Annotated in this window: 12 protein-coding genes and 4 pseudogenes; 9 read left to right on the top strand and 7 right to left on the bottom strand. The window is 66.9% G+C overall.

Features of this window, described 5'->3' with window-relative positions; genetic code table 11:
- Nucleotides 1-7: 7 nt before the first annotated feature.
- Complete coding sequence (arsH, locus tag N4G47_RS03865) at nucleotides 8-739, bottom strand: arsenical resistance protein ArsH (protein ID WP_475285328.1); 732 nt, start codon at nucleotides 737-739, stop codon at nucleotides 8-10.
- Nucleotides 740-756: 17 nt separating this feature from the next.
- Here arsH and N4G47_RS03860 point away from each other — a divergent pair, with 17 nt between their 5' ends.
- From N4G47_RS03860 to arsB, 3 genes are read left to right on the top strand one after another with little or no spacing between them, the layout of a single operon-like run.
- Nucleotides 757-1,086: an ArsR/SmtB family transcription factor gene (locus N4G47_RS03860; protein WP_309334628.1), complete on the top strand. Its 330-nt coding sequence runs from the start codon at nucleotides 757-759 to the stop codon at nucleotides 1,084-1,086.
- A gap of 14 nt (nucleotides 1,087-1,100) precedes the next feature.
- A complete protein-coding gene (locus N4G47_RS03855) occupies nucleotides 1,101-1,607 on the top strand; it encodes an arsenate reductase ArsC (RefSeq protein ID WP_475285326.1) in 507 nt (168 codons plus the stop codon).
- A 14-nt stretch (nucleotides 1,608-1,621) separates the two neighbouring features.
- Nucleotides 1,622-2,647, top strand: a complete 1,026-nt coding sequence (arsB, locus tag N4G47_RS03850) for an ACR3 family arsenite efflux transporter (protein WP_475289886.1) — start codon at nucleotides 1,622-1,624, stop codon at nucleotides 2,645-2,647.
- Nucleotides 2,648-2,662: 15 nt separating this feature from the next.
- On the opposite strand, the gene N4G47_RS03845 is transcribed toward arsB, so the two are convergent.
- Nucleotides 2,663-3,670, bottom strand: a complete 1,008-nt coding sequence (locus tag N4G47_RS03845; RefSeq protein WP_475285324.1) for a LacI family DNA-binding transcriptional regulator — start codon at nucleotides 3,668-3,670, stop codon at nucleotides 2,663-2,665.
- A gap of 95 nt (nucleotides 3,671-3,765) precedes the next feature.
- On the opposite strand from N4G47_RS03845, the gene N4G47_RS03840 reads away from it, so the two are divergent.
- The 6 genes and pseudogenes from N4G47_RS03840 to N4G47_RS03815 all read left to right on the top strand — a co-directional run.
- Nucleotides 3,766-4,818, top strand: coding sequence for a sugar phosphate isomerase/epimerase family protein (locus N4G47_RS03840; RefSeq protein ID WP_475285322.1), 1,053 nt, complete (start codon nucleotides 3,766-3,768; stop codon nucleotides 4,816-4,818).
- Between the two features lie 27 nt (nucleotides 4,819-4,845).
- Nucleotides 4,846-6,063 carry a nucleoside permease gene (locus N4G47_RS03835; protein WP_475285320.1) on the top strand — a complete coding sequence of 406 codons (1,218 nt, stop codon included), beginning with the start codon at nucleotides 4,846-4,848 and terminating at the stop codon, nucleotides 6,061-6,063.
- A gap of 12 nt (nucleotides 6,064-6,075) precedes the next feature.
- A pseudogene (locus N4G47_RS03830) lies at nucleotides 6,076-6,534 on the top strand (Gfo/Idh/MocA family protein); the annotation flags it as partial.
- Nucleotides 6,535-6,586: 52 nt separating this feature from the next.
- A pseudogene (locus N4G47_RS03825) lies at nucleotides 6,587-7,198 on the top strand (Gfo/Idh/MocA family protein); the annotation flags it as partial.
- A gap of 19 nt (nucleotides 7,199-7,217) precedes the next feature.
- On the top strand, nucleotides 7,218-8,084 hold the full coding sequence (locus N4G47_RS03820; RefSeq protein ID WP_475285318.1) for a sugar phosphate isomerase/epimerase family protein: 867 nt from the start codon (nucleotides 7,218-7,220) through the stop codon (nucleotides 8,082-8,084).
- 45 nt (nucleotides 8,085-8,129) lie between these two features.
- Nucleotides 8,130-8,329 (top strand): annotated as a pseudogene (locus N4G47_RS03815) (c-type cytochrome); the annotation flags it as partial.
- 79 nt (nucleotides 8,330-8,408) lie between these two features.
- Here the strand turns inward: N4G47_RS03815 and N4G47_RS03810 are convergent.
- From N4G47_RS03810 to N4G47_RS03790, 5 genes and pseudogenes are all read right to left on the bottom strand, one after another.
- Complete coding sequence (locus N4G47_RS03810; RefSeq protein ID WP_475285316.1) at nucleotides 8,409-9,182, bottom strand: 3-keto-disaccharide hydrolase; 774 nt, start codon at nucleotides 9,180-9,182, stop codon at nucleotides 8,409-8,411.
- Complete coding sequence (locus N4G47_RS03805) at nucleotides 9,167-9,742, bottom strand: gluconate 2-dehydrogenase subunit 3 family protein (RefSeq protein ID WP_475285314.1); 576 nt, start codon at nucleotides 9,740-9,742, stop codon at nucleotides 9,167-9,169. The genes N4G47_RS03810 and N4G47_RS03805 overlap by 16 nt, the downstream gene beginning before the upstream one ends.
- Nucleotides 9,742-11,425, bottom strand: a pseudogene (locus N4G47_RS03800) (GMC oxidoreductase). Before N4G47_RS03800 ends, N4G47_RS03805 begins: the two are co-directional and overlap by 1 nt.
- A 27-nt stretch (nucleotides 11,426-11,452) precedes the next feature.
- On the bottom strand, nucleotides 11,453-12,349 hold the full coding sequence (locus N4G47_RS03795; RefSeq protein WP_475285312.1) for a hydroxypyruvate isomerase family protein: 897 nt from the start codon (nucleotides 12,347-12,349) through the stop codon (nucleotides 11,453-11,455).
- A gap of 202 nt (nucleotides 12,350-12,551) precedes the next feature.
- Nucleotides 12,552-13,121, bottom strand: a complete 570-nt coding sequence (locus N4G47_RS03790; protein WP_043396898.1) for a single-stranded DNA-binding protein — start codon at nucleotides 13,119-13,121, stop codon at nucleotides 12,552-12,554.
- Nucleotides 13,122-13,300: the final 179 nt, after the last annotated feature.

The raw sequence follows: 13,300 nt of genomic DNA, 5'->3' as shown, positions 1-13,300 counted from the left end.
AGTGGAACTACTTCGCTGCATCCGCTCCCGAAGCGCCGGCGAGCACGGCCGCCTGCTGATTGCCCTTGCGTTCGCTGTAGCGGTCCACCAGGTAATCCGACCGACCGCGTGTCAGCAGGGTGAATTTCACCAGCTCCTCCATCACATCCACCACCCGGTCATAGAACGCGGAGGGCTTCATCCGTCCGTCATCGTCAAACTCCTGCCAGGCCTTGGCCACTGACGACTGGTTGGGAATGGTCAGCATGCGCATCCAGCGCCCCAGTACACGCAGCGTGTTGACGGTGTTGAACGACTGCGAGCCCCCGCTGACCTGCATCACCGCCAGCGTCCTGCCCTGGGTAGGACGCATCCCGCCCTCCTCCAGCGGCAACCAGTCGATCTGGTTCTTGAACACGCCGGTCACCGTGCCGTGGCGTTCCGGACTGATCCACACGTGGCCCTCCGCCCACAGCGACCACGCACGCAGGCGCTGCACCTCCGGGTGGTGCTTGTCGGTGCTGTCCAGCATCGGCAACCGGTGCGGGTCGAACACCCGCGTCTGGCAGCCGAGATGGCGCAGCACGCGCTCAGCCTCCAGTGCCAGCTTGCGGCTGAACGATTCCGGCCGCAGCGAGCCATACAGCAGCAGGATCCTGGGAGGCCCGGCATCGCCGGCGGCCAGCAGAGCGGGATCGGGCGGCGGGAGGGCAGCTTCGAGCAGATTCGGCAGTGCGGTACTTGAGATCGGCTTATTCATTCGATTATTCTAGAAATATGGAAACAAAGAATGCAATCGCGGCCCTCACCGCCCTCGGCCACGCCACCCGCCTGGCCGCCTTCCGCCTGCTGGTCGAAGCCGGGCCCGCGGGGCGCATGGCCGGCGACATCGCCTCGATCCTGCAGGTACCACCGGCCACGCTGAGTTTCCACCTGAAGGAACTGCTGCAGGCCGGCCTGGTGGAAAGCCAGAGCCAGGGCCGCAACGTCTGCTACCGCGCCAACTTCAACGCCATGACCGGCCTGATCGATTACCTCACCCACAACTGCTGTGCCGGCTCACCCGCGCCGGGCTGCAGCCCCAACGCGCCCGACTGCGCCTGCTGAGCGGAGATCTCGTTGTGAACCCCCTACGCGTGCTGTTTCTGTGTACCGGCAATTCCGCCCGCAGTGTGCTCGCCGAAGCCACCCTGCGGGCGTGGGCCGGGCATCGCTTCGAGGTCTTCAGTGCCGGCAGCCAGCCGACCGGCCAGGTCAACCCGTTCGCCATCGCCCAGCTGCAGGCCGACGGCATCGCCACCGCCGGGCTGCACAGCAAATCCTGGGACGTGTTCGCCCACGCCGCACCGATGGACCTGGTGATCACCGTCTGCGACGCCGCTGCGGTGGAAACCTGCCCGGTGGTGTTCGGCGATTTCCTGCGCACGCACTGGGGCCTGCCGGATCCTGCCGCAGTCGAAGGCAGCGACGCCGACAAAGCCCAGGCGTTTGCCCAGGCCCATGCCATCGTGAAGGCCCGGCTGCTCGCCTTGCTGGCCCTGCCGGCTGCCACCTGGAACGACCGTGGCGAACTGAAACACGCCCTGGACCGGATCGGTTTCGCGCAGCCCGCAGACCCGGACGCATGAGTCGTCCCGCTCCTATGGGGCGCTTCGAACGCCACCTCACCGTGTGGGTCGCGTTGTGCATCGCGGCGGGCACCGCACTGGGCCATTTCCTGCCCGCTGCATTTGCCGCGTTGGCGCGCACCGAAGTGGCCAGGGTCAACCTGCCGATGGCGGTGCTGATCTGGTTGATGATCATCCCGATGCTGCTGAAGGTCGACTTCGGCGCGATGCGCCAGGTCGGCCAGCACTGGAAGGGCATCGGCGTGACGCTGTTCATCAACTGGGCAGTCAAGCCGTTCTCGATGGCGCTGCTGGGCGGGCTGTTCCTGCGCCATGCCTTCGCCGGCTGGCTACCGCCCGGGCAGGTCGACAGCTACATCGCCGGCCTGATCCTGCTGGCGGCAGCGCCGTGCACGGCGATGGTGTTCGTGTGGAGCAACCTGTGCCGCGGCGATGCCAACTTCACGCTGAGCCAGGTGGCGCTGAACGACGCGATCATGGTGGTGGCCTATGCGCCGGTGGTGGCGTTGCTGCTGGGCCTGTCGGCCATCAGCGTGCCGTGGAATACGCTGATCCTGTCGGTGGGCCTGTACATCATCGCGCCGGTGATCGCTGCCGCAGTGCTGCGCCGCATGCTGCTGGCGCGTCGTGGCCAGGCCGGCCTGCAGGCCGTGCTGCGCGCGCTCGGCCCGCTGTCGCTGGCCGCGCTGCTGCTGACCCTGCTGCTGTTGTTCGGCTTCCAGGGCCGCCAGATCGTGCAGCAGCCGCTGGTCATCGCGCTGATCGCGGTGCCGATCCTGATCCAGGTGTACTTCAACGCAGGGCTGGCCTACCTGTTGAACCGGCAGCTGGGCGTTGCCCATTGCGTGGCTGGTCCGTCGGCGCTGATCGGCGCCAGCAACTTCTTCGAACTGGCCGTCGCGACCGCGGTGGGCCTGTTCGGCGTGCATTCCGGTGCAGCACTGGCGACGGTGGTCGGCGTGCTGATCGAGGTACCGGTGATGCTGTCGGTGGTCCGCATCGTCAATGCGTCGCAACGCTGGTACGAGCGCAGGCGATGATCGTGCGCCCCGCCCTCACCCGCGCCGTGGCGCCGCCGTCGAGCCCCGCACCATCAGGCTGAACTCCAGCGTCTGCTGAAGCGGCACATCGGCACGCTCGATGATGGCCAGCAGCAGGTTGACCGCGCGCTCGCCGATTTCCCGCATCGGTTGCCGGATGGTGGTCAGCGGCGGCGTGAGGTAACGCGACGACGCCAGATCATCGAAGCCGACGATGGACAGGTCATCGGGCACGCGGATGCCCAGATCGCGGCAGGCCGCCAGGGCCCCCAGCGCCATCTGATCGCTGAAGCAGAAGATCGCCGTCGGTACGGGCGTGGCGGCCAGCAGCGCCCTCGCCGCGGCATGGCCGGAATCGACCGAGAAATCACCCGGCACGATATTCAGCTGGCGCAGGCGACCACGCGCCCTGGCAGCAGCCCGCACCCCTTCCAGTCGCTGCTGGTGCAGCGGGTTGTCGGGCGGCCCGCCAACCACGGCGATCCGCTCGTGGCCCAGCGCATACAGGTGTTCCATCACCGCGCGTGCGGCGGCCGCATTGTCGATGTGGACGCTGGGCAGCCCGAGCGCCGGGTCGAACTCGCAGCCATTGACCACCGGTGCGGCGGCCCCCTGCTGCTCGACGATGGCGCGTGCGGTGGGCGGCAGGCGATGCCCGAGCACGATCATGCCGTCGGCCTCGTTGCGACGGAGCATCTGTGCGTAGCGCTCCTCGCGGTCGGGTTGGTCCTGGGTATCGCCCAGCAGTACCGCGTAGCCGAGTGCCTGCGCGGCGTCTTCGGCACCCTGCAGGATCTGCGCGAAGAACGGGTTGGCGATGTCCGGCACGGTGACCAGGATCTTGCCGCTGCGCTGGGTCTTGAGCGTCCGCGCGACCGTGTTGGGCACATAGCCCAGCGCGGCGGCGGCCTGCTCGATGCGGGTGCGCGTGGCCGGCAGTACCTTGTCCGGCCGCGAAAGCGCGCGCGACACCGTGCCGGCGGAGACGCCGACGTGCTTTGCAATGTCGTAGATGGTGGCCATGGCGTTAGTCCTCCTGTCCGCTGTGCAGTGCACAACAGCTCCTGCGTGCGCCCCTGCTAGGATAATGCAATCGATTGCATCGAGGGCGAATCCTCTTGAAGACGCTCAAGGGTCCCGCGCTGTTCCTGGCGCAGTTCATCGGCGACACGGCTCCTTTTGATCGACTGGACACGCTGGCCGGCTGGGCCGCGGGCCTGGGCTATTCTGGCGTACAAGTCCCCACCAACGCGCCCCACCTGTTCGATCTGGCCGAGGCCGCGCGCAGCCAGACCTACTGCGATGACATCGCCGGCATGCTGGCCGGGCACGGGCTGCAGATCACCGAGCTGTCCACCCACCTGCAAGGGCAGCTGGTGGCCGTCCACCCCGCCTACGACAGCCTGTTCGACGGCTTTGCGCCGGCGGACAAGCGCGGCGATCCGGCGGCACGGCAGGCCTGGGCGGTCGAGCAGCTGCTGCTGGCGGCCCAGGCCAGCCGGAACCTCGGGCTGAGCGCGCATGCCACCTTCTCCGGCGCGTTGGCCTGGCCCTACTTCTACCCCTGGCCGCAGCGCCCCCACGGCCTGGTGGAAGAAGCCTTCGCCGAACTCGGCCGCCGCTGGCGGCCCATCCTCGATGCGTTCGATGCCTGCGGCGTCGATCTGTGTTTCGAAATCCACCCGGGCGAAGACCTGCACGACGGCGCAACCTTCGAGCGTTTCCTCGAGGTGGTCGACCAGCATCCACGCGCGAAGATCCTTTACGACCCCAGCCACCTGCTGCTGCAGCAGCTGGACTACCTCGGCTTCATCGATCGTTATCACGAACGCATCGGCATCTTCCACGTCAAGGATGCCGAGTACCGTCCCAGCGCGCGCAGCGGCGTGTATGGCGGCTACCAGGACTGGATCGATCGCCCGGGGCGGTTCCGCTCGCTGGGCGATGGCCAGATCGACTTCAAGGCGATCTTCTCGAAGTTCGCGCAGTACGACTTCCCGGGCTGGGCCGTGCTGGAGTGGGAGTGCTGCCTGAAACACCCCGAAGACGGCGCACGCGAGGGCGCGGCCTTCATCCGCGACCACATCATCCGTGTAACCGAACGCGCCTTCGACGATTTCGCCGACAGCGGCACCGACACCGCTTCACTGCACCGCATGCTGGGAATCTGAGCCATTACCGCCCCGGGAGGGCAAGCCATGACGCACGCCATGTCGCGCTTGGGCGCGATGATGTTCCTGCAGTTCTTCATCTGGGGCGCCTGGTTCGTGACCCTGGGCACCTACCTGGTGCAGGGCCCGCTGCAGGCCAGCGCCAGCCAGGTGGCCACCGCCTTCCTCAGCCAGTCGATCGGTGCGATCGTCGCGCCGTTCCTGGTCGGGCTGATCGCAGACCGCTACTTCGCCGCGCAGCGCATCCTGGCGGTGCTGCACCTGGCCGGCGCGGTGCTGCTGTGGCTGGCCTCCACGGCGAGCAGCTTCAGCACGTTCTCCGCCTGCGTGATGGGCTACATGCTGTTGTTCATGCCGACCCTGGCGCTGGCCAACAGCGTGGCGATGCGGCACATGCAGTCGCCTGAAAAGCAGTTCCCGCTGGTGCGCGTGGCCGGCAGCGTCGGCTGGATCGTGGCCGGTGTGCTGATCGGCTGGCTGGGCTGGGAACAGGCACACCGGCTCGAACTCACCTTCCAGATGGCCGCCGTGGCATCACTGGTGCTGGGGCTGTATGCGTTCACCCTGCCGCACACGCCGCCGCTGGCCCGGCAGCGCGATGCCGGGCTGGGGCAGATCCTGGGGCTGGATTCGCTGCGGCTGCTGAGGTCACGTTCCTACCTGGTGTTCTTCCTGGCCTCCATCGCCATCTGCATCCCGCTGGCGTTCTACTACAACTTCACCAACCCCTACCTCAACGACCTCGGCGTACGTGGCGCCGCCGGCCTGCAATCGCTGGGCCAGGTGTCCGAAGTGCTGCTGATGCTGGCCATGCCGTTCCTGTTCGTGCGGCTGGGGGTGAAGACGATGCTGGCCGTTGGCATGGCCGCGTGGGTGCTGCGCTATGCCCTGTTCGCCTTCGGCGATGCCGGCAGCGGCTTCTCGCTGCTGGTGATCGGCATCGTGCTGCACGGCATCTGCTACGACTTCTTCTTCGTTACCGGCCAGATCTACACCGATGCGCATGCCGGCCCCGACGCGCGCAGCAGTGCGCAGGGCTTCATCACCCTGGCCACCTATGGCGTGGGCATGCTGATCGGTACCTTCCTGTCCGGCGCGGTGGTGGAGCACTTCACCACCGCCGCAGGGCCGGACTGGCAGCAGATCTGGCTGTTCCCCGCCGGCGTTGCGCTGGTCGTGCTGATCGCCTTCCTGCTGCTGTTCCGCGACCGGCCGGCCGTTGCTGCCGCCCCTTCCACCCCCTGAGGACGCCTGCCGATGCCAACACCTGGAATCGCCATCATCGGAACCGGCATGATCGGCGCCGTGCACCGCCGTGCGGCGCTGCTGGCCGGTGCCCGGATCTGCGGTGTTGCCGGCTCTTCGCCGGACCGTGCACGCGAGGTTGCGCACTCGTGGAATGTCGCGCGCGCCTATCGGGATATCGAAGAGGTCATCGCCGATCCACAGGTGCAGGTCGTGCACGTCTGCACGCCCAACCACCTGCACCGCACGATGGCTCAAGCCGTGCTGGAAGCAGGCAAGCACGTGATCTGCGAGAAGCCGCTGGCCACCACGCTGGACGATGCCCAGGCGCTGGCGGCGCTGGCCGCCTCGCGCGGCCTTGTGGCCACGATCCCCTTCGTCTACCGCTACCACCCGGTGGTGCGCGAGGCGCGCGCGCGCATTGCACAGGGCGAACTGGGGCCGTTGCACCTGATCCACGGCAGCTACCTGCAGGACTGGCTGCTGGACCCGGCCAGCAACAACTGGCGCGTGGACCCGGCACTGGGGGGCCTCCCGCGTGTTCGCCGACATCGGCTCGCACTGGTGCGATCTGGTGGAATGGGTCAGCGGCGAACGCTTCACCGAGGTCAGCGCGGCGTTCGACACCGTGATCGCCGAGCGCGGCGCCGGCACAGCGCAGAGCTTCAGCACCCCGGCCGCCGGCGGCGCGCTGCAGACGGTGGCCAGCGAAGATGTGGCGATGGCCCTGTTCAGGACCGGCGCCGGCACGCTGGCATCGTTGACGACCAGCCAGGTCTCGGCCGGGCGGCACAATCGGCTCTGGTTCGAGATCGATGGTGCCCGCGCCAGCGTGGCCTTCAACCAGGAAGATGCAGAGCGGTTGTGGATCGGCCGGCCCGACCAGCGCGAGGAAATCTTCGTGCGCGGCCCGGGCGCGGGAAGTGCCGATCAGCGCCGGCTGTCGGTGCTGCCGGCCGGGCACGCACAGGGCTACAGCGCATGCTTCGACGCATTTGTCGCCGACACCTATCGCGCCCTCGACGGCGAACGCGCCGAGGGACTGCCGACCTTCGACGACGGCGTGCGCTCAGCGCGGATCGTTGACCGCGTCATCGCATCGGCCAGGACACGCGCCTGGACCACCATCGACTGAACCCCGGGAGGAATGCCTGATGAAAGCCCCTGTCCGCCGAACCGCGGCGCTCGCACTTCTGCTGCTTGCTGCCCTGCCCGCCTTTGCAGGGCAAGCCGTCGCCGCGCAGAAGCCCATTGCGGTGCAGATGTACTCGCTGCGCAATGCCGGATCGCTCGACCAGCAGTTGAAGATCGTCCACGACGCCGGCGTGCATGCAGTGGAAACGGTCGGCACGCAGGGCGTCAGCGCCAGCGAACTCAAGCAGCTGCTGGACCGGTATTCCATCAGGGCCATCTCGTCGCACGTGGCGCTGGCCGAACTGCGCCGGGACCTGGACGGCGTGGTGGCCTTCAACCGCTCGATCGGCAACACCACGCTGGTGGTGCCTTACCTGGATGCGAAGGACCGGCCGACCGATGCGGCGGGCTGGACCGCACTGGGCCAGGAGCTGGGCCGCCTCGCCAAGCAGGTGCGCGCCAAGGGCATGCGCCTGGCCTACCACAACCACGACTTCGAGCTGGTCGAGGTCAACGGAAGGACCGGCCTGGAACGGTTGTTCGCCGCAGCCGGCCCCGATCTGCTGACCGAACTGGACCTGGCCTGGGTTGCACGCGCCGGTCACGACCCGGTGGTGATGCTGGACCGGTTCCGCGGCCAGCTGTTCGCGGTGCACGCCAAGGACAACGCCGCCAAGGGCCAGGCCGAAGACGAAGGTGGCTTCGCCGCCGTCGGCCAGGGCGTACTGGACTGGAACGCGATCCTGCCGGCCGCATCCGCCGCCGGCGTGCAGTGGTACATCCTCGAACACGACCAGCCACGCGATCCGGCCAAGGTGATCCAGACCGGCGCGGACTACCTGCGTGAACACCTGACTGTCAGCCCGCCCGCCGGCGCACAGCGCTAGCCCGCGAAGGAGACTCGCTTGAAGACGATACTGAAACTGGCGGTGATGCTGTGCGGCGCAACGCTTGCGACCACCGGGTGGAGCAAGGACGATCCGGCTGCCGGCGCCAAGCTCTACAGCGCGAACTGCACGGCCTGCCATGGGGCAGACCGCGCCGGCATGCCGGGGCGTTCCCCGCGCTCACCGATATCGGCAAGCGCCTGGATGGCGCGCAGATCAAGGACAAGATCCGGAAAGGCGGCGGACTGATGCCGCCGTTTCCACAGCTGTCGCAGCAGGAGATCGACGACATCGCCAGTTACCTGGCGAAGTAGTCGGTCGGCATTACAGCTCGCGCACCCAGATGTTGCGGTAGCTGACCTTCGAATCATGCTCCTGCAGATAGAGCGGCGCGCAGGCATGGGGCGAGTACGACGGTGCGCCGATGTACTCGGTCTTGCCCGCCAGCACGGCGTCATCCTGCACCAGCACGCCGTTGTGCAGCACGGTGATGCGCGCGGGCGAGACGAGCCCGCCGCCCGGCGAGAAGCGCGGCGCCTTCCAGATGATGTCGTAGGCCTGCCACTGCCCCGGCGCCCGTGAGGCATTCACCAGCGGCATGGCCTGCTTGTAGATCGAGCCAGCCTGGCCGTTGGCGTAGGTCGCGTTGTTGTAGCTGTCGAGCACCTGCAGCTCGTACAGTCCCTGCAGGAAGATGCCGCTGTTGCCTCGGTTCTGGCCATCGAAGCCCTGGGTTTCGACCGGCGTGCGCCACTCGACATGCAGCTGGACATCGCAGAAGTCCTGCCGCGTACGGATGCCCTTGCTGCCCGGCACCACGGTCATCGCGCCGTCGGCGACGGTCCAGGGCACGCGCCCGCCCTGCTCGGACTCCCAGCGCGAAAGATCCTTGCCATCGAACAGCACGATCGCGTCGGAAGGCGCGGCGCCCGCCGGCGTGGCCACGATCGCCGGCACCGGTGACCACACTTCGGTCTTCTTCGGATCACGCGCAGGATCGGCAGCGGCCTGCGCGAACGCAGGTGCAGCGGCGAGCACGCCAGCGGCGATCAATAGAGGCTTGATCCTCATCGTGCGTTCCATCAGCTGGTCCCCCATGCAGGGGTGCCGGGAACATAGGCCAGATCGCCGTCGTAGCGCCCTGGCACGGCAACGTACTGCAGCACCCCGGTCGCACCGACCTTGGAGGTGAAGAAGCCGAAGATCGCCAACTGCTTGATCATCGTGAAGTAATGCGGCATGGCTTCGCCCTCCTCGGCGGTGCCGGTCTCGGTCACCTCGGCAGGGCGTGCCCTGGCCTCCGCGTCCAGAACACGCAGCAGTTCGGTGCGGGCCTCCGGTGTGAGAGAGACGAAGCGGCCGCCGGCGCGTTTGTCGATGTCAGCCAGCCCGGCGCGGAACGTGGCCTGCTGCCGGGCGGTGTAGCAGTCGCTGACGAACGTCGCCATGAATGCGCCGGCGCCGGCATCCTTCGCGCCTGGCGTCCGGGTCCGCGGCAGGATGGTCTCGGCGATCTCATCGAGCATGCCGACATCGGCGTCGGAGAATTGGACCTGTGTGGGTGCAGCCGCCCCCTGCCCGTGCACCAGCGCCGGCAGGCCCACCATCGCCGCTCCGGTGGCGGCCACGATCATCTTCAGCAGTTCGCGCCGATCCATCACAGGTTCCCCGCTTTCAGTTCGCGCACGGCGTGGTCGGCGGCGCGCGCGGTCAACGCCATGTAGGTCAGCGAGGGGTTCACGCAGGCGCTGGAGGTCATGCATGCACCGTCGGTCACGTAGACGTTGGGCGCGTCCCAGACCTGGTTGTGCGCGTTCAGTACCGAGCTCTTCCGGTCACGGCCCATGCGTGCGGTTCCCATTTCGTGGATGCCCTTGCCCGGCGCGTAGTCGTTGTCGTGCATCTTCACGTCCTTGACCCCGGCCGCCTCCAGCATCTCGGCGGCATCGGCAGCCATGTCCTTGCGCATGGCCAGCTCGTTGGCGCGCATGGCAACGTCCATCGCCAGCACCGGCAGCCCCCACTTGTCCTTGCGCTGCCGATCCAGGCGGATGGTGTTGTCGTGGTGCGGCAGCATCTCGCCGAAACCGGTCATGCCGATGCGCCAGTCACCGGGCACGGTCAGCGCCTCCTTCAGGTCGGCACCGATGTTCAGTTCGGCGATCTCGCGCGACCAGCCGGTGCGGCTGGCACCGCCCTGGTAGCCGAACCCACGCAGGTAGCCGCGCTTTTCCGCGGCGATGTTGCGGAAGCGGGGAATGTAGAAACCACAGGGGCGACGGCCGAAGTAGTACTTGTCCTCGTAGCCCTCGACGCGGCCGGAGGCGCCGGCACCGAAGTGATGGTCCATCACGTTGTGTCCCAGTTCGCCCGAGGAGGAGCCCAGCCCGCCGCCCCATACATCGGTGGCCGAGTTCATCAGCAGCCAGGTCGAGTTGAACGACGACGCATTGAGGAAAATGACCTTGGCGGTGTACTGGTAGGTCTGCCCGGTTTCGGCGTCGATGACCTCCACGCCGCGCGCGCTTGCGGTCCTTGTCGTAGAGCACTTCCTTGACGATCGAGAACGGCCGCAGCGTCAGATTGCCGGTCTTCATCGCCGCCGGCAGCATCGCCGCCTGCGTCGAGAAGTAGGCACCGAACGGGCAGCCCAGGATGCACTTGTTGCGGTACTGGCAGTTGACGCGGCCCTGCTCGGGCATCGGCTTGGTGATGTTGGCGGTGCGCGAATGGATCAGGTGCCGCGTTCCGCCAAACGCCTTCTTGATCCGCGCAGCCACATCCTTCTCGACGATGTTCAACGGAATCGGCGGCAGGAACTCACCGTCCGGCAGCACATCCAGACCTTCGCGTGTGCCGGCGATACCGGCGAATTTCTCCACATGGTCATACCAGGGCGCGATGTCGGCATAGCGGATCGGCCAGTCGGTGGCGATGCCGTCCTTGAGGTTCGCTTCGAAATCCAGGTCGGAGAATCGATAGCTCTGGCGGCCCCACATCAGCGAGCGGCCGCCGACGTGGTAGCCGCGAAACCAGTCGAACCGTTTGGTCTCGATATAGGGCGATTCCTGCTCGTTGGCCCACATCCCTTCCAGGTTCTCGGCCAGGCCGTAGTCGCGCATCAGCACCGGGAAGTCGGCCTTCATCGCCTGCGTTGGCCGATTGCGATGCGGGAAATCCCATGCCTCCTTCATCGCATTGACGTAGTCCTTGACGTGCTCGATGTTGCGCCCGCGTTCCAGCATCAGGACCTTCAGGCCCTTTTCGGTCAGTTCCTTTGCCGCCCAACCGCCACTGATTCCCGAGCCAACAACGATGGCGTCGTAGTGATTATCTGCCATGGGTTTCTCACCTGGGTGGATATCGTTTCAGACGTCGCAGAGGCGGATCGCCTCGCGCAATGAGCCAACCGGGTCCGGCGCGGCAGGCATGAATTCCTGTGCCAGATACCCCTCGAAGCCGGTGTCGCGGATCGCGCGACAGATGGCCGGATAGTTGAGTTCCTGCTGGTCACCGATCTCATGCCGGCCCGGCACGCCGGCGGTGTGGTAGTGCTTGAAGAACGCGTGGTGCCTGCCGATGGTGGCGATGATGTCGCCCTCCATGATCTGCATGTGATAGATGTCGTAGAGCAGGCCGAAGTTGTCCGAGCCCAGCCGCTGGCACAACGCCACGCCCCAGGCCGAGTGGTCGCACAGGTAGTCGCGATGATCGACCCGGGAGTTCAGCAACTCCATCACCAGCACCACGCCACGCTTCTCGGCATGCCCGAGGATGCGCTTGAGCCCGGCCTCGGCAGTGGCGATGCCTTCCTGCGGGTCCATGCCGTTGCGGTTGCCCGAGAAGCAGATGAGATTGCGATAGCCTGCATCGGCCACCAGGTCGATATGCCGCGTGTAGCGCTCCACCAGTTCATCGTGGAACTGGCGGCCGGCGAAACCCTTGGTCAGGCCCAGCTCCGCGCCATTGCACATCGAGCTGTACACGCCATGGGCTTTCAGCGTGGGCCAGTCTTCGGGGCCGACCAGATCGATGGCGGCGAAGCCGATGCGCTTCACCGTCTGGCAGAGCTGGGCCACCGACAGCTGCGGGAAGGTCCAGCGGGCCACGGAGTGCTTCAGGTGGCCCTTCAGCGGTGCATCGGCGGCGAATGCGGGCAGCGCGCCCGTCGCCCCCAGGCCGATGCTGCCGGCCACCGCGAGACGCAGCGCATCACGTCGCGTAAGCCCGGGGGACGGGCTGGGCTTGATCGTAGGGATGGACATCCACCTTCCGGCCTCCCAACCGGCATCAAACGCTGAGGATCTGCCGCAATGCAATCGATTGCACCATAGGGGAGGAAATTGTCTGTTTGCAAGTCGCAGTGCACGAAAATCGATGCTGCGGGGCACCACTGCGATGACATCGCGGAAAAAGAAAAGCCCCGCATGTGCGGGGCTTTCCTTTCTGCTGCAGACGCGCGTTCGATCAGAACGGAATATCGTCGTCAGCGAAGTCATCCATCGGCGGCGCCTGCTGCGGCTGCGGGCGCTGGTTGCCGCCCTGGTTGCCGTAGCCACCGCCCTGGTTGCCGCCCTGGTTGCCATAGCCGCCGCCCTGGCCACCACGCTGGCCGCCACCGCCGTACTCCTGGCGCGGGGCCTGCTGGCGCTGCGGGCGATCGCCGCCGTAATTGCCGCCACCGCCACCACCGCCGCCTTCGCCGCGGCCGCCCAGCATCTGCATTTCATCGGCAACGATATCGGTGGAGTACTTCTCCACGCCGTCCTGGCCGGTGTACTTGTCGTAACGCAGGCTGCCTTCGACGTAGACCGAGCTGCCCTTGCGCAGGTACTCGCCGGCAATCTCGCCGAGCTTGCCGAAGAACACCACGCGGTGCCATTCGGTGCGTTCCTGCTGGTTGCCATCCTTGTCCTTGCGGACGCTGGTGGTGGCCAGGCTGATGCGGGTGATCGCCATGCCGCTCTGGGTGTACTTCACGTCCGGGTCGTTGCCGAGGTTGCCGACCAGGATGACCTTGTTGATGCCGCGCGCCATAGGTAAGTGATTCCATTGTCCGGGGGCCGGTGCCTGTGATAGCACACAGCCGGAGTTGCCGAAACCCGGCCGCCCATGGTGGGCACTGCCAGAAAAGGCGCATTCTACCACCCCGCCCCGGCCGCACCGAGCGCCGTGGTGCCGGCCACGCCCTCCGCCCGGGTGGCGGGAGGGCGCTC

Source organism: Stenotrophomonas sp. GSD10, assembly GCF_056172695.1.
This window is presented reverse-complemented; position numbering and strand designations above follow the sequence as displayed.